The sequence below is a fragment of the Citrobacter sp. Igbk 16 genome, assembly GCF_028069755.1.
GTDB lineage: Bacteria > Pseudomonadota > Gammaproteobacteria > Enterobacterales > Enterobacteriaceae > Citrobacter.
The window spans coordinates 140,265-160,350 of sequence record NZ_JANEWJ010000001.1; the positions used below are offsets into that span (position 1 = coordinate 140,265).

Below are 20,086 nucleotides of genomic sequence, written 5' to 3' on the forward strand. Positions count from 1 at the left end.
AAGTTTTGCTAGTCGATACTTTCAGTGGCTGATTTCGGGCTGGCCGGGAGTAAACCATCTGCGCGGAACATGGCTTTGATTCCGCGGATTGCCTGGCGGGTACGGTCACGGTTCTCAATCAACGCAAAACGCACGTGTGTATCACCATAGTCCCCAAAGCCAATCCCCGGCGAAACACAAACCTTCGCCTCATTCAGCAATTTTTTGGCAAATTCAAGCGACCCCATTGCGGCGTACTGCTCCGGAATTTTCGCCCACACGTACATCGACGCTTTTGGCATTTCAACCATCCAGCCCGCTTCATGCAGCCCTTTGACCAGCACATCGCGACGACGCTTATATTGCTCAGCGATATCCCGTACACACTGCTGATCACCTTCCAGCGCGGCAATAGCGGCTACCTGCAGCGGTGTAAACGTTCCATAATCGTGATAGCTCTTAATGCGCGCCAGTGCGTTTACCAGCGTTTTATTGCCAACCATAAAACCAATGCGCCACCCCGCCATGTTATAGCTTTTCGACAAGGTGAAAAATTCAACGGCAACATCACGGGCCCCCGGAACCTGCATAATCGATGGCGCTTTCCAGCCATCGTAGACAATATCGGCATAGGCCAGGTCGTGAACCACCAGCACATCGTAGCGTTTAGCCAGCGCGACGACCTTTTCGAAAAACTCCAGCTCGACACACTGCGCCGTCGGGTTGGACGGGAAGCCTAAGATCATCATCTTCGGTTTCGGATAGCTTTCGCGAATCGCACGCTCCAGTTCATTAAAGAAGTCGACCCCTTCCACCAGCGGCACGGAACGCACCTGTGCTCCGGCGATAACGGCACCATAAATATGGATGGGATAACTGGGATTCGGCACCAGGACGGTGTCGCCGTGATCCAATGTCGCCAACATCAGGTGAGCCAGCCCCTCTTTGGAGCCAATCGTTACAATCGCTTCGGATTCAGGATCGATCTCGACGTCATAGCGTTCCTGATACCAGCGAGAAATCGCCCGACGTAAACGAGGAATACCGCGCGACGTTGAATAACCGTGGGTATCCGGGCGCTGCGCCACGGTACACAGTTTTTCGACAATGTGAGGAGGCGTAGCACCGTCCGGATTCCCCATGCTGAAATCGATAATATCTTCGCCGCGCCGACGCGCAGCCATCTTCAGTTCAGCGGTAATGTTAAAAACGTAAGGGGGGAGACGATCAATACGCGTAAAACGACGTTCAGGGCGGGAGTCAGCCATAATATCCTCAGATGTACGTTAGCGCCCGGACCGTCCGAGCGACGCTGCCACGATGGTGGCACGTTTAGAAAATAGCCTGATTAATTTCCTTCTGTCGAGAGGTACAGCAAAATATTTTTTATCGGCATAAAAGAGGAACAGCGTTTCTAAAACGGGAAATGCATGAATATCTAACCCTCATGAAATCACCATTTTTTAACATTTTGTTGTTAAATACATTACGTTGAAGTTCGCCTTCTCTGGAGGGATATTGTAAATACAACAATCATGCAACAATCCCCTTTTAATATTGTGGTTTTTCCTCATTAACCTGTGCTGACAGGGATGCTGGTCATCCAGCCTCAGGTTACCTATCATAGGGGTTTAACCCCTTCGCAAGAGTCACCTGTGCACGAAATATTCAATATGCTGCTGGCGGTCTTTGATCGGGCAGCGCTGATGCTGTTCTGTCTGTTTTTCCTGATTCGTATCCGCCTGTTCCGCGAACTGTTGCACAAGTCAGCCCACTCGGTGAAAGAACTGCTCGCCGTTACGGCCATTTTCTCCATGTTTGCCCTGTTCAGCACCTGGTCTGGTGTACCGGTAGAAGGCTCACTGGTGAACGTGCGTATTATTGCCGTGATGTCAGGCGGAATTCTGTTCGGCCCATGGGTCGGTGTCATTACCGGACTCATCGCGGGTACACACCGTTATCTGATTGATATCGGAGGTGTTACCGCCCTTCCCTGTTTTATTACCAGCATCCTTGCTGGCTGTATTGCGGGTTGGATCAACCGAAAAATCCCTAAGGCACAACACTGGCGCGCCGGTATTTTAGGCGGGATGCTGTGCGAATCATTGACCATGATTCTGGTGGTCGCCTGGGCTCCCACAACCGAACTGGGGCTGGATATCGTCTCGAAAATCGGTATCCCAATGATCCTTGGCAGCGTCTGTATCGGCTTTATCGTCATGCTGGTACAAAGCGTGGAAGGAGAGAAAGAAGCCAGTGCGGCAAAACAGGCTAAACTGGCGCTGGATATCGCCAACAAAACCCTGCCGCTTTTTCGTCAGGTCAATAGCGAGTCGCTACGCCAGGTGTGCGAAATTATTCGCCATGATATTCATGCAGATGCCGTCGCGATCACCAATACCCAGCACGTTCTGGCCTATGTCGGCGTTGGCGAACTGAACTACCGCGATAACGATGATTTCGTTAGCCCGACCACCCAGCAGGCGATAAATTACGGAAAAATCATCATAAAGAACAATGATGAAGCCCATCGCACGCCGGAAATACACTCCATGCTGGTAATACCGTTGTGGGAAAAAGGTGTGGTCACTGGCACGCTGAAAATCTACTACTGCCATGCCCACCAGATCACCTCTTCATTACAAGAAATGGCTATCGGTCTGTCACAAATTATCTCGACTCAGCTTGAGGTTTCCCGCGCCGAGCAGCTACGCGAAATGGCAAATAAGGCAGAGTTGCGGGCACTACAAAGTAAAATAAATCCCCATTTTCTGTTTAACGCGCTAAACGCGATCTCATCGTCAGTGCGACTGAACCCGGACACTGCACGCCAGCTCATTTTTAATTTATCACGCTATCTTCGCTATAATATTGAATTAAAAGATGATGAGCAGATCGACATCAAGAAAGAGCTGTATCAAATTAAGGATTACATTGCTATTGAGCAGGCCCGCTTTGGCGATAAGTTGACGGTTATTTATGATATTGATGAAGAGGTCAGCTGTTTTATTCCCAGCCTGCTGATTCAGCCATTGGTTGAGAACGCCATCGTCCATGGGATCCAACCCTGCAAAGGGAAAGGTGTGGTCACGATCAGCGTGGCGGAATGTGGTAATCGGGTACGCATTGCCGTCAGAGATACCGGCCATGGTATCGATCCGAAAGTCATTGAACGCGTTGAGTCCAATGAAATGCCGGGCAATAAAATTGGCCTGTTGAATGTACATCACCGCGTTAAGCTCCTGTACGGTGAAGGGCTACATATCCGTCGTCTTGAACCTGGCACAGAGATTGCGTTTTACGTGCCAAACCAGCACTCACCTGCAGCAGCCCCGGCCACATTATTGCTTTAACCAGGAGTAAAGTTGTGAAAGTCATCATTGTTGAAGATGAATTCCTGGCCCAACAGGAACTTAGCTGGCTGATAAAAGAGCACAGCCAGATGGAGATTGTCGGTACATTTGACGACGGTCTGGATGTGCTTAAATACCTGCAGCACAACCGCGTTGACGCTATTTTTCTGGATATAAATATTCCATCACTGGATGGTGTGCTGTTGGCACAAAACATCAGTCAGTTTGCGCATAAGCCCTTTATTGTGTTTATTACAGCCTGGAAAGAACACGCTGTTGAAGCCTTTGAACTAGAAGCGTTTGACTATATTCTGAAACCGTACCAGGAATCACGAATTGTCGGCATGTTGCAAAAACTGGAGGCGGCCTGGCAGCAGCAGCAAACAGGAGCCCCCCTTAGCAGCCCGGTGACGCGTGAAAACGATACGATCAACCTGATCAAAGACGAGCGGATTATCGTTACGCCAATCAACGATATTTACTACGCTGAAGCCCATGAAAAGATGACCTTCGTCTACACGCGGCGCGAATCGTATGTCATGCCGATGAACATCACCGAATTTTGCAGCAAACTGCCTGCCTCACATTTTTTCCGCTGCCACCGCTCATTCTGCGTAAACCTGAACAAAATCCGCGAGATCGAACCGTGGTTTAACAACACCTATATTTTGCGATTGAAAGATCTGGAATTTGAAATCCCGGTTAGCCGGAGCAAAGTAAAAGAATTCAGGCAATTAATGCATTTATAGTGCGATTAGTCATGACCATGCGGATTGTTGTAAAATGGCGATCTACTGCCGGTGCTATAAAACGTAATAAAGTGAGTTTTCAATGAAATACAGACATGCGCTATCCCAGTTATGTTTTCAGATGCTGGAACTGGGTGCAGATCGCCGTGCGGTGAAAAAAGCCCTCACCTCACGTAGAATGAAGGCTCGTCAGGCTATCGTACTGCTATGCAAGCAAGAGATGGTGCTACTGAGAGCCGGGAAACTGCCGATACAAAACGCAACAAGCACGACATCTCACTGACAATAACAGGTCGCGAGCTAACTAAACCATTAGCTCGCGGCCACTTAATGTGCAGGACATGCCACAGGCTAAACCGAATTAGCTAAGAGCAACCTTAATACCGAGAGCAATCAGCAGACCGCCCAGCATTTTATCGATGATTTTCTGCGCCTTTGCCAGGCCAGCGCGAACTGGCGCACTTTGGATAAGGATCACGAGTACCGGCCACCAAATCACTGACACCATCAAAATAACGCCGGCATACCAGGCTTTTTCTGGAAAACCAGACTGGACGCTCAGCACCTGAGTGAAGATCGACAGGAAAAACAGCGTCGCTTTTGGATTGAGCAGGTTGCACAAATAACCCTGCAGAAATGCTTTACCTAACGTCACTTCCTGGCGCGCAACCTGGGTCATATCCATACTGTTGTGTCCGCGTGACAGCAGAGCTTGCAGCCCCACCCAAATCAGATACGCAGCCCCCGCATATTTCAGAATATCGAATAGCCAGGGTGTCGTGGTAATAACAACCGCCAGTCCTGCCACACAGTAGGACATATGGGTCGCCACACCACCGACGATGCCAAGAGCCGTCATCATGGCCTGAAGACGCTTGTAGCGCGCCGCATTTTTAATCACCATGAAGAAGTCCGGGCCGGGAGAAAGAATGCCCAATGTGGCAATCGAAGCAACAAAGGCCGTCGCACTAACAGAAGGAATAAACATATTTAAAAATTCGCCAGGCTGAAATGTATTACCAATAAATCAGGACGTTTATTCTAGCTCACCAGCCTCTTTAAGCTCCATCACTTTTACCGCTTACTAAATATACTAAAAAGAATTCCTCACGATAAATCGAGTCTTATTGCAGCAATCTGGCCTGGATAATGCAATACTATCCCGACGTATTACTCTAAATAAGATGTCCGTTCTCATAAAGTGAAAAGCATTAAATTTACGCTAACTTAATGATATTTCGACACGTTATCCACAAGAGTGATATTTATACTTTTTCTTATTATTGCGGCAACCTTTTGCGGTTGTGCCAGGATATTTAATGTCAACATAATGACATTTGTAATAATTGATAATACAAAAAATCGCCCACATCCTCAGGGCGTTTCAGTTTTAACCGTCAACGGAATTATTTTCGTTGTTGGCCGGATAAGCGCAAAGCGCTATCCGGCACGAGTCTTACAGAATATGCCCCAGCGTCTGGCGTAAATGCGCGCCGGAACCAATCAGACCTGGATTATCATGCACAATCAGATATACCGGGATATCCTGCACATAGGCTTTAAAACGCCCTTTATCCTCAAAACCACCGCGAAAACCCGACGCTTTAAAGAATTCCAGGAAGCGCGGCACTATGCCACCGGCAATGTACACCCCGCCAAACGTCCCCAGCGTTAATGCCAGATCGCCGCCAAACCGGCCCATAATGACGCAAAACAGCGACAGTGCGCGACGACAGTCAATACAGGAATCAGCCAGGGCGCGTTCCGTAATGTCTTTCGGTTGCAGATTTTCCGGCAGACGTCCGTCGGATTTCACAATCGCACGATACAGATTTACCAGCCCAGGACCGGACAGCACGCGCTCCGCCGAAACGTGACCAATCTCAGCCCGCAGCACTTCCAGGATAATCGCCTCTTCCTCACTGTTCGGCGCAAAATCCACATGCCCCCCCTCGCCTGGCAGGCTCACCCAGCGTTTATCCACATGTACCAGATGCGCCACGCCGAGACCGGTGCCTGCACCATAGACCGCAATAGGTTTGCCCTCGACAGGCTCAGCGCCGCCAAACTGGATCAAATGCTCTTTTTTCAGCATCGGGATTGCCATTGATACGGCAGTAAAATCATTGATGATTTCCAGATGGCTAAAGCCCAGATTCTTTTTCATCTCGGCAATGGAAAATGCCCAGGTATGGTTGGTCATGGCCACCCAGTCGCCGGTTATTGGGCAGGCAATGGCGATACAGCCATCTTTGACGCTAACGCTATGCTCATCCAGGTACACGCGCACAACGGCTTCAAGGCTTGGGTAATCCAGCCCGGAATAGGTTTTCGCTTGCGAAATCTCGCCACTGGCAATATCGCACAGAGCAAGACGCGCGTTGGTGCCGCCAACATCACCCACTAAAGCATATTTTGTCATTCTTCCACGGCTCCGCTAAAGTCAGAATAAATCTTTGTCACACTGTAAATTCATGGGGGCATAACAACAACGCCCTGAAGACTGATGCCCGTGGAATATCGATCCAGGTCACAGAATTACTTTATCGTTTCAGCACCATTTGCAGCGATGCCGTTGGGCAGGCTGTGCAAACTACGTCTATGACTCTGCATTAAGGAATAGAAAATGCTCCATCCGCGAGCCAGAACGATGCTCTTGCTATCAACGCCTGCGTTACTGATTGGGGTAGCGTCCAGTCTGGTGCTGATTGCTGTGATGAAAGTGGCTTCCGTTTTACAGCAATTTTTGTGGGAACGTCTGCCCATAAGCATCGGTATTGCCCAGGATTCTCCATTCTGGATTATTGCTATGCTCACGCTTACCGGGGTCATGGTTGGGCTCATCATCCGCTACAGTCATGGTCATGCTGGCCCTGACCCAGCCTGCGAACCCTTAATCGGTATGCCCGTCTCGACGTCTGCGTTGCCAGGATTGCTGGCCGCCCTGATTATTGGCCTCGCAGGGGGTGTCAGTTTGGGTCCAGAGCACCCCATCATGACCGTTAACATTGCGCTGGCAGTGGCGATGGGTAGCCGCATGTTTCCGCGAATTGCGAAGCTGGACTGGACCATCCTCGCCTCTGCTGGCACCATCGGGGCGCTATTTGGTACCCCGGTTGCCGCTGCACTGGTCTTTTCACAAACGCTGAACAGCTCCAACGATGTCCCCTTATGGGACCGTCTGTTCGCACCGTTAATGGCCGCCGCGGCAGGATCACTTACCACCAGCCTGTTCTTTCATCCCCACTTTTCGCTGCCCATCGCGCACTATACGCAGATGCATCTGGTCGATATCTTCAGTGGCGCGGTCGTTGCGGCCATTGCTATCGCGGCGGGGATGGTGGCCGTGTGGTGCCTGCCTCGTTTGCACCATCTGATACATCGCCTGAAACACCCGGTGCTGATCCTCGGCGCGGGAGGCTTTATCCTCGGTATTTTGGGTGTTATCGGAGGACCACTGACTCTGTTTAAGGGCCTGGATGAGATGCAGCAAATGGCATTTAGCCAGACGCTGGGAGCCTCGGACTATTTCATGCTGGCGGTGATAAAGCTGGCGGCGCTGGTCGTGGCTGCAGCGAGTGGTTTTCGCGGTGGGCGGATTTTCCCTGCGGTATTCGTTGGCGTCGCGCTGGGGCTGATGCTGCACGCCCATGTCGAAGCCGTTCCTGCCGCGATTACGGTCTCCTGCGCCATTCTGGGATTGGTACTGGTCGTCACTCGTGATGCATGGCTGAGCCTGTTTATGGCGGCAGTGGTGGTGCCGGACACCACCCTACTACCGCTGTTGTGCATCGTCATGCTTCCGGCCTGGCTGCTATTAGCCGGAAAACCAATGATGATTGCTGACCGTCCCGATAAGTAACTACCCCCCGTTGCGGGATTCCAGCGCACGGGTCACCGTGCGCAAGAGTTCGGGAAGGTCAGCTTTCGGCAACACCACTTCTATCAACGAGAGGCGTTGCGGTTTTGCCAGACGAGCCAGAACCTCTTCCAGTTGGACAGCCTGCTTCACGCGCCAGCATTCCGCCTGACATTCACGACTTAGCGCCTGCGGCACCAGCGTCCAGCTCCATCCGGCGATATCATTGTATCGTTGGTTCGCACCATGAATGGCTCGTTCCACGGTATAACCGTCATTATTGAGCAGCAAAATAACAGGAGTTTGCCCATCCCTAAGCATGGTTCCCAACTCCTGAATGGTGAGCTGTGCCGCGCCATCGCCAATAATCAGGATCACCCTACGGTGCGGGAAGGCTGTTTGCGCCCCGAATGCAGCAGGCAAAGCGTAACCGATTGACCCCCACAACGGCTGGACCAGTACTTCCACCCCGGCAGGAAGTGACAGCGCAGCTGCGCCAAATGCTGCGGTCCCCTGATCGACAAGGATAATATCGTCGGGGGCCAGATACTGTTGCACCGTATGCCAGAAATTTCCCTGCGTCAGAGGGCCTTTCTCAACTTGCAGACGCCCGGCACAAGGACGTTCAGGCGGAAGCGAAAACGACATTTCCAGGCACAGTTCCCGTAGCGTAGTAACCGCCTGTTCCATCGGGATGTTAAACCAGCTTCCCCCAACCCGCGACGCATGGGGTTGAACCTCAATCGTTCGCTCAAGAGGTAAGTTTTGCGTAAACCCGGCGGTCAGGGTGTCAACAAACCGGGTGCCGACGCAAATAATCGTATCGGCATCTTCTATCGCCTGGCGCACATAATCACTGCTGGCCCCCGCACTGTATGTGCCCACAAACGCCGGATGTCGCTCGTCAAACAATCCTTTGCCCATCAACAGCGTGGCATGAGCCATCGGCGTTTCCGTCATCCAGCGTTGTAAAACGGGCTGCAAGCCAAAGCGTAGCGCGAGAAAATCGGCTAATAGCGACACGCGCGAACTGTCCAGTAACTGCTCACGCGCATGATAGCGAAACGCAGCAGCTACACTACTTTCCGGCTCGCTCAAGGGAACAATAAGTATGTCACTCGGTGGTGTGGCGGGTTGTTTCGCAACATCAGCAGGTAGCATCAGGTAACCCGGTCGTCTTTCCGTTAACATCGCCTGCAACACGCGGTCAATTTCATAGCAGGCATTTTGTTCATCCAGCACTGCACTGGCTATCGTCACTGACTGTTGCATACGGTAGAAATGCTGAAAGTCACCGTCGCCGAGGGTGTGATGCATTAACTCGCCACGACGCTGAGCGCTGCGACATGGTGCCCCGACAATATGCAGGACAGGAACGTATTCCGCGTAACTTCCTGCAATGCCATTAATTGCGCTTAACTCGCCCACACCAAAAGTGGTAAGCAGCGCTCCCGCTCCAACTACCCTGGCATAGCCATCCGCGGCATACGCCGCATTCAATTCATTCGCACACCCGACCCAACGCACGCTTGAGTGGTCAATAACGTGGTCAAGAAACTGCAAATTGTAATCGCCCGGCACACCAAACAGATGGTCAATGCCACAGCCTGCCAGCCTGTCCAGCAGATAATCAGCAACGGAATACGGGGTTTGCATGACAGCTATCCTTCTGACGGTAACCTCATGTTGAGTATCGAAGAACTGTGATGACTGTCCAGGAATGTCGCTGCGAAGGAGGTGGAAAGCAGGGTGTACAGTTTTGACGATCAAAATGTCCTTGAAGAATCGATTGTGTAACCGTATACACTGAAAGGCACATATATTCTGGAAGGAGGCGACATGGCTTATCAGGCTAACGAAAATCGCTATCACACAATGGAATACCGCCGCTGCGGTCAGAGCGGGCTTAAACTGCCGATTGTCTCCCTGGGTCTGTGGCACAATTTTGGTGACACCACTCAGGTCGAAAACAGCCGAGCTTTATTACAGCACGCCTTCGATCTGGGGATCAGCCATTTTGATCTGGCGAATAACTACGGCCCACCGCCGGGTTCGGCTGAACGAAACTTCGGTCGCATCCTGCAGGAAGATTTTTTATCGTACCGGGATGAACTGATAATCTCGACTAAAGCGGGCTATACCATGTGGGAAGGTCCCTACGGTGACTGGGGATCGCGCAAGTACCTTATTGCCAGCCTCGATCAAAGCCTGAAACGTATGGGGCTGGAGTATGTTGATATCTTCTATCATCACCGCCCCGATCCCCAAACACCGCTCAGAGAAACCATGAACGCGCTGCATCATATTGTGCGTCAGGGGAAAGCGTTGTACGTAGGACTCTCTAACTATCCGACGGATCTCGCCAGGCAGGCGATCGAAATACTCGATGATTTAGGGACACCGTGTCTCATCCACCAGCCGAAATATTCCATGTTTGAACGCGAGGTTGAGGGGGGACTGCTGTCACTCTTACAGGAGAAAGGTGTGGGCAGTATCGCCTTTTCCCCACTGGCTGGCGGGCAATTAACTGACCGCTATCTGAACGGTATTCCGGCGGATTCCCGGGCAGCGAGTGCCAGCCGTTTTCTCAACCCAGACCAGATCACCCCACAAAAACTGGAAAAAGTCCGTGCCCTTAATGCGCTGGCCGGGCGCCGGGGACAAAAACTGTCCCAGATGGCGTTAGCCTGGGTTCTTCGCGATGATAAAGTGACGTCAGTACTGATTGGCGCCAGCAAACCTGCGCAAATTGAAGATGCCGTTGGCATGCTGGCAAACCGTCATTTCTCTGCCGAAGAGTGTGCGGAGATCGACGCCATCCTGGGTTGATGGAAATAAAGACACATTTATTAACAAAAAGTGCGCTCTCTGACGATTTAAGAGTTAAGGCGATGAAACGGGGCTTTACTGCCCCGTAATATTGCGTTAACAGGCCGGCTACGGCTCGATCGTGAAGGAGAGAAAGAATGTTCAGGTCACTGATTCTGGCGGCAGTCTTATTGGCTTTTGCACCGCTGGCCGCAAACGCTGGCGAAATTACCCTGCTGCCGTCGATTAAATTACAAATTGGCGATCGCGATAACTACGGCAACTACTGGGACGGTGGGCGCTGGCGTGACCGGGATTACTGGCACCATAATTATGAATGGCGCAAAAATCGTTGGTGGCGTCATGACAACGGCTATCATCGCGGCTGGGATAAGCGCAAAGCTTATGAGCGCGGCTATCGTGAAGGCTGGAACGATCGCGATGACCATCGCGGGCGTGGACGTGGCCACGGGCACCGCCATTAATGTAACAAATCCCCATCATGCGGGGAGTACTGTTCACACAAATCATCGAGTTAGCCAGGGCCTGTGTCTATACCCAGGCCCTTTTTGCATCACGCTTTGCCCATCGCCAGATGACGAGCAGTCACATCCGCTCTCCCCTGTTTTCCCGTAAATTTCCTGTTCATTTCACAAATTCGCAAAATCGGAAAAAAAAATTCCGATTTATCGTGTTTTTTTTGAACTTTGCGCGATAAATATTAACATTAATTTAATATTATAAAACCTGGGGTGAGCGCTAATGAAAAAACAAGAAAGACAAAAGGCCATTCGGGTTAAGTTAGTAACCGATAAAAAGGTTTATGTTAGCGAATTAGCAAAGGAATTATCTGTCACAACTCGCACGATCCGTAATGACTTAAATGAATTAAGTCAGAATAGTCTTTTCTCGTTATTTCATGGTGGTGCACAATTAAAAAGCGCATCTGATGAATCATTATTTGAACAGTCTTTCACCAACACCATATTGAATGGGTTCAAAAGCCACAAAGAAATTGTATCGGTTTCTGCTCATGCCAAAAAAAATAGCTATATAGATGATAGCATTTACATACTTGGTTCATTTAATATCGATATTGTTTCTGAAACGACGACATTCCCTCAGATTGGCCAGACCATCCGAGCCTCTGCAACCCGTTTTTATGCTGGAGGAAAAGGCACAAACCAGGCGGTTGCCGCGGCTAAAATCAATAACAATGTTCATCTTACCGTTAAGTTAGGAGCTGATGAGTTTTCCAAAAAAGCCAAAAGATATTTAACCAATACTGAAATTTCTTCTTTTTCTTTTTTTGAAAATGAAATGTCATCCACGGGCATTGCAATGGTATGGGTTTCAGGTGCCACGGGTGACAATATGATCAGTATCGATCTTGGGGCCAATGAAACATTTACCCAGGAAGATATTCTATTGGATATTGATACCATCCGTAATTGCAAAGTTTTTTTAACTCAGCTGGAGAATAATTTTCCGATCACGCGTTTCGCTATCATGCAGGCAAAACTCGGAAAATCGCTGGTTGTCCTGAACCCGGCACCTTATGTTTCAGAGATCAAAGAAATATTGCATTTAATTGACATTATTACGCCGAACAAAATTGAAGCTGAAGCGTTATCTGGTATCAACATTGTTGATATCTATTCGGCCAAAAATGCCGCCAGGAGCATTTATGTGCAAGGCGCAAAATGCGTCATTATCACGTTAGGTAGCGACGGTTGTCTGATCTTTGATGGCACAGTTTTCACGCATATTCCTGCCTATAAATCAGCCGTGGTCGATACCAGTGGAGCAGGCGATGCCTTTACCGGGGCACTGGCTGCATGCATTGCAAACGGTAAAGGACTCATCAATGCAGCGCAGTATGCTTCTGCGTTTGCCTCGTTGAAAGTTGAACGTAAAGGTGCATCAAATATGCCCAACAATTCACTCGTTTATCATCGTATGCAGTAGCTGTTTAGAGCATCATTCAGCCCCCTACACCTATAGGATAATTTCATGAAAAATAAAATGTTTTATCGTGTTATCGGTGCCACAGTCGGTTTAGCGCTTTCCGCCACTTTCACCGCCCCTGCTTTTGCCGCCGATACTCAGACGCATAAACCTAAAGTCGCGCTGGTGATGAAATCACTGGCAAATGAGTTTTTCCTGACCATGGAAACCGGAGCAAAAGAGTATCAGAAAAAAAATGCCGACAAGTTTGATTTGATTTCTAACGGCATCAAAAACGAAACAGATACGGCAAATCAAATCCAGATCGTTGAACAAATGATTGTCTCAAAAGCCGATGCGATTATCATTGCACCATCAGATTCGAAAGCCCTTGTACCAGTCATTAAGAAGGCAATTGATGCCGGTATTATTGTCATCAACATTGATAACAAATTTGATGACGGTGTACTTAAAGATAAAAACCTGAATATTCCTTTTGTTGGCCCGGATAACCAAAAAGGTGCAAAAGAAATTGGCGATTATTTAGCGAAGCATCTTAAGGCCGGCGATCAGGTTGGTATTATTGAGGGCATCCCTACCTCCAGCAACTCTCAGCAACGTACTCTGGGCTTCCAAAATGCAATGGCGCAGGGCGGTATGAAAGTCGTCTCTGTTCAATCTGGCCAGTGGGAAATTAACAACGCCAATGCGGTCGCTGCGGCAATGTTAAGTGAGTATCCTGATATCAAAGCACTGTTAGCCGATAACGATAATATGGCATTAGGTGCCGTTTCCGCCATCCGTTCTGCCGGGAAAAAAGGACAGGTTCTGGTTGTCGGCTATGACAATATCGAAGCGATTAAGCCTATGTTAAATGACGGTCGTGTTTTAGCAACCGCGGACCAATTTGCCTCTCAACAAGCTGTATTTGGTATTGATGCCGCCCTTGATGCCTTAAAAAATGGCAAAAAACAGAGTGAGCTCTCCAGCAACGTAGAAACACCAATAAAACTGATCGTCAAACAATAAGCGGATTACAGTGCGCCGCTGTGGTACTGCCATCAATTGAGTATCAGAGCGGCTTACAGGATAAGGCCAGAATATGAAAAGTGGGCAAGAAATCCTCACAATACAGGGGGTAGGTAAAACCTACAGTGAACCTGTTCTGGTGGATGTGACGCTAGCATTATATCCAGGAAAAGTACTGGCCCTGACGGGAGAAAACGGTGCCGGGAAAAGTACGTTATCAAAAATTATTGGCGGGTTAACCAACGCAACGACCGGGAAAATGGTTTATCAGGGGAAGCCTTACGCACCTGCGAGCCGAAAAGATGCAGAAAAGCTGGGTGTTCGCATGGTTATGCAAGAACTCAATTTACTGCCTACGTTGTCGGTTGCAGAAAATTTATTTCTCGAACAACTTCCGCATCGATTCGGCTGGATCGATCGAAAAAAGCTAGCAGAAATGGCCCGTCCGGTAATGGCAATGGTTGGGCTGCAATCAGTCGATCCAAATACGCTGGTGGGCGAATTGGGTATTGGTCACCAACAGATGATCGAAATCGCCAGAAACCTGATTGGTGAAAGCCGGATACTTATTCTGGATGAACCGACGGCCATGCTTAGTAGTCGTGAGGTCGAACTGCTGTTTAAACAAATAGCGCTCTTCAAAGCCCGAGGCGTTTCAATAATTTATATTTCTCACCGACTGGATGAGCTTGCGATGATAGCCGATGACATCGCGGTGCTACGTGATGGTCATTTGGTTTGCGTGGACGATATTAAACGTTATACCCGCGATCAACTTGTTTCGTTGATGGTCGGCCGCGATTTAGAAAGTTCATTTGATTTAAGTGGACGCCAGGCAGGTCAGCCCATCCTGAAAGTGGAAAATTTTAAGCGTGGGAAAATCATTCGCGACACGTCGTTTACCTTGCATAGTGGCGAAGTGCTCGGCATTAGTGGCCTGGTCGGCTCTGGCAGGACAGAGCTGCTACGCGCTATTTTTGGCGCGGACAAAATAGACAGTGGCACATTACTGATTGGCACTCCACTAAAACCGGTGGTGATCCGTTCGCCTGCACAAGCTATCCGACACGGTATCGCCTTAGTCACTGAGGATCGTAAAGGTGAAGGGCTTCTGCTACCACAGTCGGTTGCCGCAAATATCTCGTTGGGTAACAGCGGCAAAATTAGCCATCTGTCGGTCGTTAACACATTGAGTGAAACCACATTAGCGAATAAGCACATCAAAAATTTAGGCGTTCGTACAACGAACACCTCACAGGCCGTGGAAAGCCTGTCAGGTGGTAACCAGCAGAAAGTTCTCATTAGCCGCTGGCTGGAACGAGACTGTGAAGTCGTCTTATTTGATGAGCCGACTCGCGGTATTGATGTAGGTGCCAAGCAAGATATTTATCAATTACTGAATACGTTAACGGCGAAGGGAAAAGGCGTTGTTGTCGTTTCCAGCGACCTGCGCGAACTGATGCTGGTTTGCGATCGTATTGCGGTCATTTCCGATGGCAAGTTAGTGAACACATTTACACGTGATAACTGGAGCCAGGATCGCATTTTAGCGGCTGCATTTTCGGCCTATCAGCATTCAGAAGAGACTGTCAGCGAGTAGCCGGGGATAAAAAATGAAAAACAATTTTGCGACAAAACAAGCGGCAGCAGAGAAACGAAATACACCGACGTCATGGAAAGGTCTAAGTAGCTATATCGGGTTGCTCGGAGCGTTAGCCGCAATGATCGTCCTATTTTCATGCCTCAGTTCTCATTTCTGGAGCATGAACACTTTCAGCACTATTGCGAATCAGATCCCCGATTTAATCGTCATGTCGGTGGGGATGACATTTATCTTAATCATTGCCGGCATCGACCTTTCCGTTGGATCGTTGCTGGCGCTTGCTGCTGCAGTCGTCAGCGTCACCTATTTAAATTTTCATTGGACGCCCTGGCTGGCCGCGCTTTCCGGCGTAGCACTCGCCACATTCGTTGGGGCGCTAACAGGCCTGATTACCGTTGCCTGGCGTATTCCGGCGTTTATCGTCTCACTGGGCGTTCTGGAAATGGCCCGCGGAGCAGCGTATCAGTTAACTGACTCGCGGACCGCGTATATCGGTTCTATTTATGATTATTTAGCCGACCCCATTCTCTTTGGCGTCTCCCCTTCTTTTATTATCGCGATCGTTGTCATTGTCGCTGGGCATCTGGTGCTGACGCGAACCGTATTTGGTCGCCATTTGATCGGTATTGGCACCAATGAAGAAGCCGTTCGATTGTCAGGTATAAATCCTGGTCCTTATAAGATCGCAGTCTTTGCTTTGATGGGGGGATTATCCGGCCTGGCGTCGCTGTTTCAGGTTGCCCGTCTTGAAGCCGCCGACCCCAATAGCGGCGTTGGCATGGAACTACAGGTGATTGCCGCCGTTGTGATTGGTGGCACGAGCCTGATGGGAGGACGTGGCTCTATTATTTGTACGTTTCTTGGCGCGCTGATTATTTCCGTTCTGGCAGCGGGACTGGCGCAAATTGGCGCAAGCGAGCCGACAAAACGTTTTATAACAGGAGCCGTGATAATCGTTGCAGTGGTACTTGATACATACCGTAGCCACTTAAATAAAAAATAATCATGAGGGTTACCCGGCTTGACCGGGTAACCACAGCAGATGAAAGCCCTGTTACAATCCGAGCACGGTTCCGACGAGCAGCCAAATATTCAGTGCCACGACCAGCACCACAATCACCCAGCCTACCTGTTTCACCCAACGACTATTAACTAAATCCCCCATCAGTTGGCTGTTGCTGGTAAAAATCAGTAGCGGTACCAGCGCCAGGGCGATACCAAAGCTGAGTAATACCTGACTCATCACCAGAATCCGGGTGGGATCAAGCCCCATTAGAATCACAATAAATGACGGCATCATGGTGACGCTACGACGCACCCAGAGCGGGATATGAAAGCGGATAAAACCTTGCATAACCACCTGCCCCGCCAGCGTGCCAACCACGGTAGAGGAAAGCCCAGCTGCCACCAGGCTTAAACCAAATACGGTAGCAGCAGCATGGCTCAGCAGCGGTTCAAGCGTCAGATAGGCCTGGTCCAGGTCTGCGATACCGGTATGCCCGCTAAAGTGAAACGCGGCTGCTGCGGTCGCCATCATCGCCAGATTCACAAATCCGGCAATCGTCATGGCGATAGCCACATCCCATTTCGTCGCTGCGTAACGCTGTTGGCGCGTACCACCGTGCAAATGCTGGGTTAAGGAGGAGTGTAGATAAATGACGTGCGGCATGATGGTAGCGCCAAGCACACCGGCCGCCAGGAACACCGCTTCAGAATTGGGCAGGCTTGGTATAACCATTCCTTTGCTAAGCTGCGCAAGGTTCGGTTGGGAAAAGATCAGCTCGACAATGTATGCCGCGGCCACGAATAACAACAAACCGCCGATCACTTTTTCCAGGGGTTTCTGCCCGCGACGCTGCAGCATCAGAATTAAAAATGTCGCAATACCCGTGAGCACAGCCCCCTGCAGCAGCGAAACGCCAAGGATGAGTTTAAAGCCAATCGCAGCGCCAATAAATTCTGCAAGATCGGTCGCCATCGCAATGATTTCGGCCTGTACCCAGTAAAACCAAACCACAGGACGAGGATAGTGATCACGGATCTGTTCCGCCAGGTTTTTGCCGGTGGCAATGCCAAGCTTGGCCGACAGCACCTGAATCAGCATCGCCATCAGGTTTGCCCAGACCACAACCCACAGCAGTTTGTAGCCAAAGCTGGCCCCTGCCTGGATATTCGTAGCAAAGTTACCGGGATCGATATATCCGATAGCCGCGATGAACGCAGGTCCCATTAATGCGAGCTTCAACTTGCGCGCTGCCCGTCCACTGCTACTCTCAACGCGATCGTTAGTCATTTTAGTGCCTCAGAAACATAGCCTTTGCTATGTTTCAAGCTACGCCTATTGAGAATGATTATCAAATTCATTTTAATGGGTGAAGTTGATTTCTCTGATAGCGTTTGTCTATGGAACGGTAAGAAATTTGGAAATGCCGGTAAGATGTTTGATTATTGTTATGAGATTAGCACAGTGACATAACTTTTCACTTCCATACTAAACATAACGGAAGTGTATCACCGATCACTAATTTTGAATCTCGTCACAGGTCCTTATTATAGTGTGTGTTTGATCTCGTTTTCTTTACTGTTGTTACATAGAATGTGCACGAAAACTAAATCTGCCTCAAATTTGGAGCAAATATGGACCGCGTTCTTCACTTTGTCCTGGCCCTTGCCGTGGTTGCGGTACTCGCACTGCTGGTAAGCAGTGACCGTAAAAAAATCCGCATTCGTTATGTTATTCAATTGCTTGTTATCGAAGTGTTACTGGCATGGTTCTTCCTGAACTCTGATGTCGGCCTGGGCTTTGTAAGAGGCTTCTCCGAGATGTTTGAAAAACTGCTCGGATTCGCTAATGAAGGGACTAACTTTGTCTTCGGCAGTATGAATGATAAAGGCCTGGCATTCTTCTTCCTGAAAGTGCTTTGCCCAATCGTCTTCATTTCCGCCCTGATCGGTATTTTGCAGCATATCCGTGTTCTGCCGGTTATCATCCGCGCGATTGGTTTCCTGTTATCCAAAGTGAACGGTATGGGCAAACTGGAATCCTTCAACGCCGTTAGCTCCCTGATCCTGGGTCAGTCCGAGAACTTTATCGCCTATAAAGATATCCTCGGTAAAATGTCTCGCAACCGCATGTACACCATGGCAGCAACGGCGATGTCTACCGTTTCCATGTCTATCGTCGGCGCGTACATGACGATGCTGGAACCAAAATACGTTGTTGCTGCGCTGGTTCTGAACATGTTCAGCACCTTTATCGTTCTGTCACTGATCAACCCTTATACCGTTGATGCCAGCGAAGAAAATATTCAGATGTCCAATCTGCACGAAGGTCAGAGCTTCTTCGAAATGTTGGGTGAATACATTCTGGCAGGTTTCAAAGTTGCGATTATCGTTGCGGCAATGCTGATTGGTTTCATCGCACTGATCGCTGCCCTGAACGCCCTGTTCGCTACCGTGACCGGTTGGTTTGGCTACAGCATCTCCTTCCAGGGCATCCTAGGCTACATCTTCTACCCGGTTGCATGGGTAATGGGTGTACCGTCCAGCGAAGCGTTGCAGGTGGGCAGTATCATGGCAACCAAACTGGTTTCTAACGAATTCGTCGCGATGATGGATCTGCAGAAAATCGCCTCTACGCTCTCTCCACGCGCTGAAGGCATTATCTCTGTGTTCCTGGTTTCCTTCGCGAACTTCTCTTCTATCGGTATCATTGCAGGTGCAATTAAAGGCCTGAACGAAGAGCAAGGTAACGTGGTTTCCCGCTTTGGTCTGAAACTGGTATACGGTTCTACGCTGGTCAGCGTACTGTCTGCCTCCATTGCAGCACTGGTGCTGTAAGCGTAAGACAATATCGTTGTAAAAATGCCGGGGATTTTCCCCGGCTTTTTTATGCCTGCTATTCAGCAAACCGAAGGGATATAGGGTAAGAACGGACAGGATACAGAAACGAAAAACCCCCGCTTTTCAGCGAGGGTTTCAATTTTGGTGGAGCTAAGCGGGATCGAACCGCTGACCTCTTGCATGCCATGCAAGCGCTCTCCCAGCTGAGCTATAGCCCCACGATGCGTTTACGTACCAAATTCATTGGGATTAAATTTGGTGGAGCTAAGCGGGATCGAACCGCTGACCTCTTGCATGCCATGCAAGCGCTCTCCCAGCTGAGCTATAGCCCCGTCACGTAAAGCTTGTCGAGTTGACGGGCGGCATCATATGAATTCCCTTCGCGTGTGTCAACGGCAAAATTAACTCATAGAATTCAATCGCTGAAAAAGCAGGCAAATGAAGAACATTGCGCAACAACTCGCATTCAGTAGTTAAACGCGTCACGGTTTCTACTAAAATGGTGCTATAAAATGAGCCACTAATTAACCCCACGACTATTCAGGGAATCGTTATGTTCAAGGAACGGATGACGCCAGAAGAACTTGCTAATCTGACCGGATACAGCCGACAGACCATCAATAAATGGGTGCGCAAGGAAGGTTGGGCTACCTCGCCCAAACCAGGCGTTCAGGGCGGTAAAGCCCGTCTGGTTCACGTTACCGAACAAGTTCGTGAATACATTCGCAGCGCTGAGCGTTCAGCGGAAGGCTTATCAGATAATTTATCTTTATCCGGTGACACCTCCATCGAAGCTCTACTGATAAGACTCGCCAAAGAAATGACGCCATCAGAACAGAAAATGTTTACGTCGCTGATCCTGCGTGAAGGCATTACGGGTTTGTTACAACGCTTAGGGATTCGCGACAACAAATAA

At 49.5% G+C, this 20,086-nt stretch carries 17 protein-coding genes and 2 tRNA genes; 12 read left to right on the top strand and 7 right to left on the bottom strand.

Annotated features, from left to right (window positions below; translation table 11 throughout):
* Positions 1-8: 8 nt before the first annotated feature.
* Positions 9-1,247, bottom strand: a complete 1,239-nt coding sequence (alaC, locus tag NNO03_RS00655) for an alanine transaminase (RefSeq protein WP_271448556.1) — start codon at positions 1,245-1,247, stop codon at positions 9-11.
* A gap of 387 nt (positions 1,248-1,634) precedes the next feature.
* On the opposite strand from alaC, the gene NNO03_RS00660 reads away from it, so the two are divergent.
* The 3 genes from NNO03_RS00660 (at position 1,635) to NNO03_RS00670 (ending at position 4,364) form a co-directional block, all read left to right on the top strand.
* Positions 1,635-3,332 (top strand): sensor histidine kinase, encoded by a 1,698-nt coding sequence (locus tag NNO03_RS00660; protein WP_271448557.1) that lies wholly within the window; start codon positions 1,635-1,637, stop codon positions 3,330-3,332.
* Positions 3,333-3,346: 14 nt separating this feature from the next.
* On the top strand, positions 3,347-4,081 hold the full coding sequence (gene ypdB, locus NNO03_RS00665) for a two-component system response regulator YpdB (protein ID WP_271440214.1): 735 nt from the start codon (positions 3,347-3,349) through the stop codon (positions 4,079-4,081).
* 82 nt (positions 4,082-4,163) lie between these two features.
* Complete coding sequence (locus NNO03_RS00670) at positions 4,164-4,364, top strand: hypothetical protein (RefSeq protein ID WP_271440213.1); 201 nt, start codon at positions 4,164-4,166, stop codon at positions 4,362-4,364.
* Positions 4,365-4,442: 78 nt separating this feature from the next.
* On the opposite strand, the gene NNO03_RS00675 is transcribed toward NNO03_RS00670, so the two are convergent.
* Together NNO03_RS00675 and glk are read right to left on the bottom strand one after the other, a co-directional pair.
* Complete coding sequence (locus NNO03_RS00675; protein ID WP_271440212.1) at positions 4,443-5,069, bottom strand: LysE family translocator; 627 nt, start codon at positions 5,067-5,069, stop codon at positions 4,443-4,445.
* A gap of 468 nt (positions 5,070-5,537) precedes the next feature.
* On the bottom strand, positions 5,538-6,503 hold the full coding sequence (gene glk, locus NNO03_RS00680) for a glucokinase (protein WP_271448558.1): 966 nt from the start codon (positions 6,501-6,503) through the stop codon (positions 5,538-5,540).
* Positions 6,504-6,707: 204 nt separating this feature from the next.
* Between glk and NNO03_RS00685 the strand changes: the two genes are divergently transcribed.
* Complete coding sequence (locus tag NNO03_RS00685; RefSeq protein ID WP_271440210.1) at positions 6,708-7,943, top strand: ion channel protein; 1,236 nt, start codon at positions 6,708-6,710, stop codon at positions 7,941-7,943.
* On the opposite strand, the gene NNO03_RS00690 is transcribed toward NNO03_RS00685, so the two are convergent.
* Positions 7,944-9,596 (bottom strand): alpha-keto acid decarboxylase family protein, encoded by a 1,653-nt coding sequence (locus NNO03_RS00690; protein WP_271448559.1) that lies wholly within the window; start codon positions 9,594-9,596, stop codon positions 7,944-7,946. It abuts the gene before it with no gap.
* Between the two features lie 183 nt (positions 9,597-9,779).
* Between NNO03_RS00690 and mgrA the strand changes: the two genes are divergently transcribed.
* From mgrA to NNO03_RS00720, 6 genes are all read left to right on the top strand, one after another.
* Positions 9,780-10,769 carry an L-glyceraldehyde 3-phosphate reductase gene (gene mgrA, locus NNO03_RS00695; RefSeq protein WP_271448560.1) on the top strand — a complete coding sequence of 330 codons (990 nt, stop codon included), beginning with the start codon at positions 9,780-9,782 and terminating at the stop codon, positions 10,767-10,769.
* Between the two features lie 137 nt (positions 10,770-10,906).
* The gene (gene ypeC, locus NNO03_RS00700; protein ID WP_005122377.1) at positions 10,907-11,233 is read left to right on the top strand and encodes a DUF2502 domain-containing protein YpeC; all 327 of its coding nucleotides are present in this window, start codon (positions 10,907-10,909) and stop codon (positions 11,231-11,233) included.
* 277 nt (positions 11,234-11,510) lie between these two features.
* Positions 11,511-12,716, top strand: a complete 1,206-nt coding sequence (locus tag NNO03_RS00705) for a PfkB family carbohydrate kinase (RefSeq protein ID WP_271448561.1) — start codon at positions 11,511-11,513, stop codon at positions 12,714-12,716.
* A 45-nt stretch (positions 12,717-12,761) separates the two neighbouring features.
* Complete coding sequence (locus NNO03_RS00710; protein WP_137384263.1) at positions 12,762-13,724, top strand: sugar ABC transporter substrate-binding protein; 963 nt, start codon at positions 12,762-12,764, stop codon at positions 13,722-13,724.
* A 73-nt stretch (positions 13,725-13,797) separates the two neighbouring features.
* Complete coding sequence (locus tag NNO03_RS00715) at positions 13,798-15,324, top strand: sugar ABC transporter ATP-binding protein (RefSeq protein ID WP_271448562.1); 1,527 nt, start codon at positions 13,798-13,800, stop codon at positions 15,322-15,324.
* 13 nt (positions 15,325-15,337) lie between these two features.
* A complete protein-coding gene (locus tag NNO03_RS00720; protein ID WP_271440205.1) occupies positions 15,338-16,330 on the top strand; it encodes an ABC transporter permease in 993 nt (330 codons plus the stop codon).
* 51 nt (positions 16,331-16,381) lie between these two features.
* On the opposite strand, the gene NNO03_RS00725 is transcribed toward NNO03_RS00720, so the two are convergent.
* Entirely contained in the window at positions 16,382-17,620 is a 1,239-nt protein-coding gene (locus NNO03_RS00725) for an Nramp family divalent metal transporter (RefSeq protein WP_048210998.1), read from the bottom strand.
* Between the two features lie 344 nt (positions 17,621-17,964).
* On the opposite strand from NNO03_RS00725, the gene nupC reads away from it, so the two are divergent.
* Positions 17,965-19,167: a nucleoside permease NupC gene (gene nupC / locus NNO03_RS00730; RefSeq protein ID WP_103771655.1), complete on the top strand. Its 1,203-nt coding sequence runs from the start codon at positions 17,965-17,967 to the stop codon at positions 19,165-19,167.
* Positions 19,168-19,312: 145 nt separating this feature from the next.
* Here nupC and NNO03_RS00735 read toward each other — a convergent pair.
* Together NNO03_RS00735 and NNO03_RS00740 are read right to left on the bottom strand one after the other, a co-directional pair.
* Positions 19,313-19,388 (bottom strand) — tRNA-Ala (locus NNO03_RS00735).
* A gap of 38 nt (positions 19,389-19,426) precedes the next feature.
* A tRNA-Ala gene (locus NNO03_RS00740) sits at positions 19,427-19,502 on the bottom strand.
* A gap of 221 nt (positions 19,503-19,723) precedes the next feature.
* Here NNO03_RS00740 and NNO03_RS00745 point away from each other — a divergent pair.
* Complete coding sequence (locus NNO03_RS00745) at positions 19,724-20,086, top strand: YfeC-like transcriptional regulator (protein WP_003028277.1); 363 nt, start codon at positions 19,724-19,726, stop codon at positions 20,084-20,086.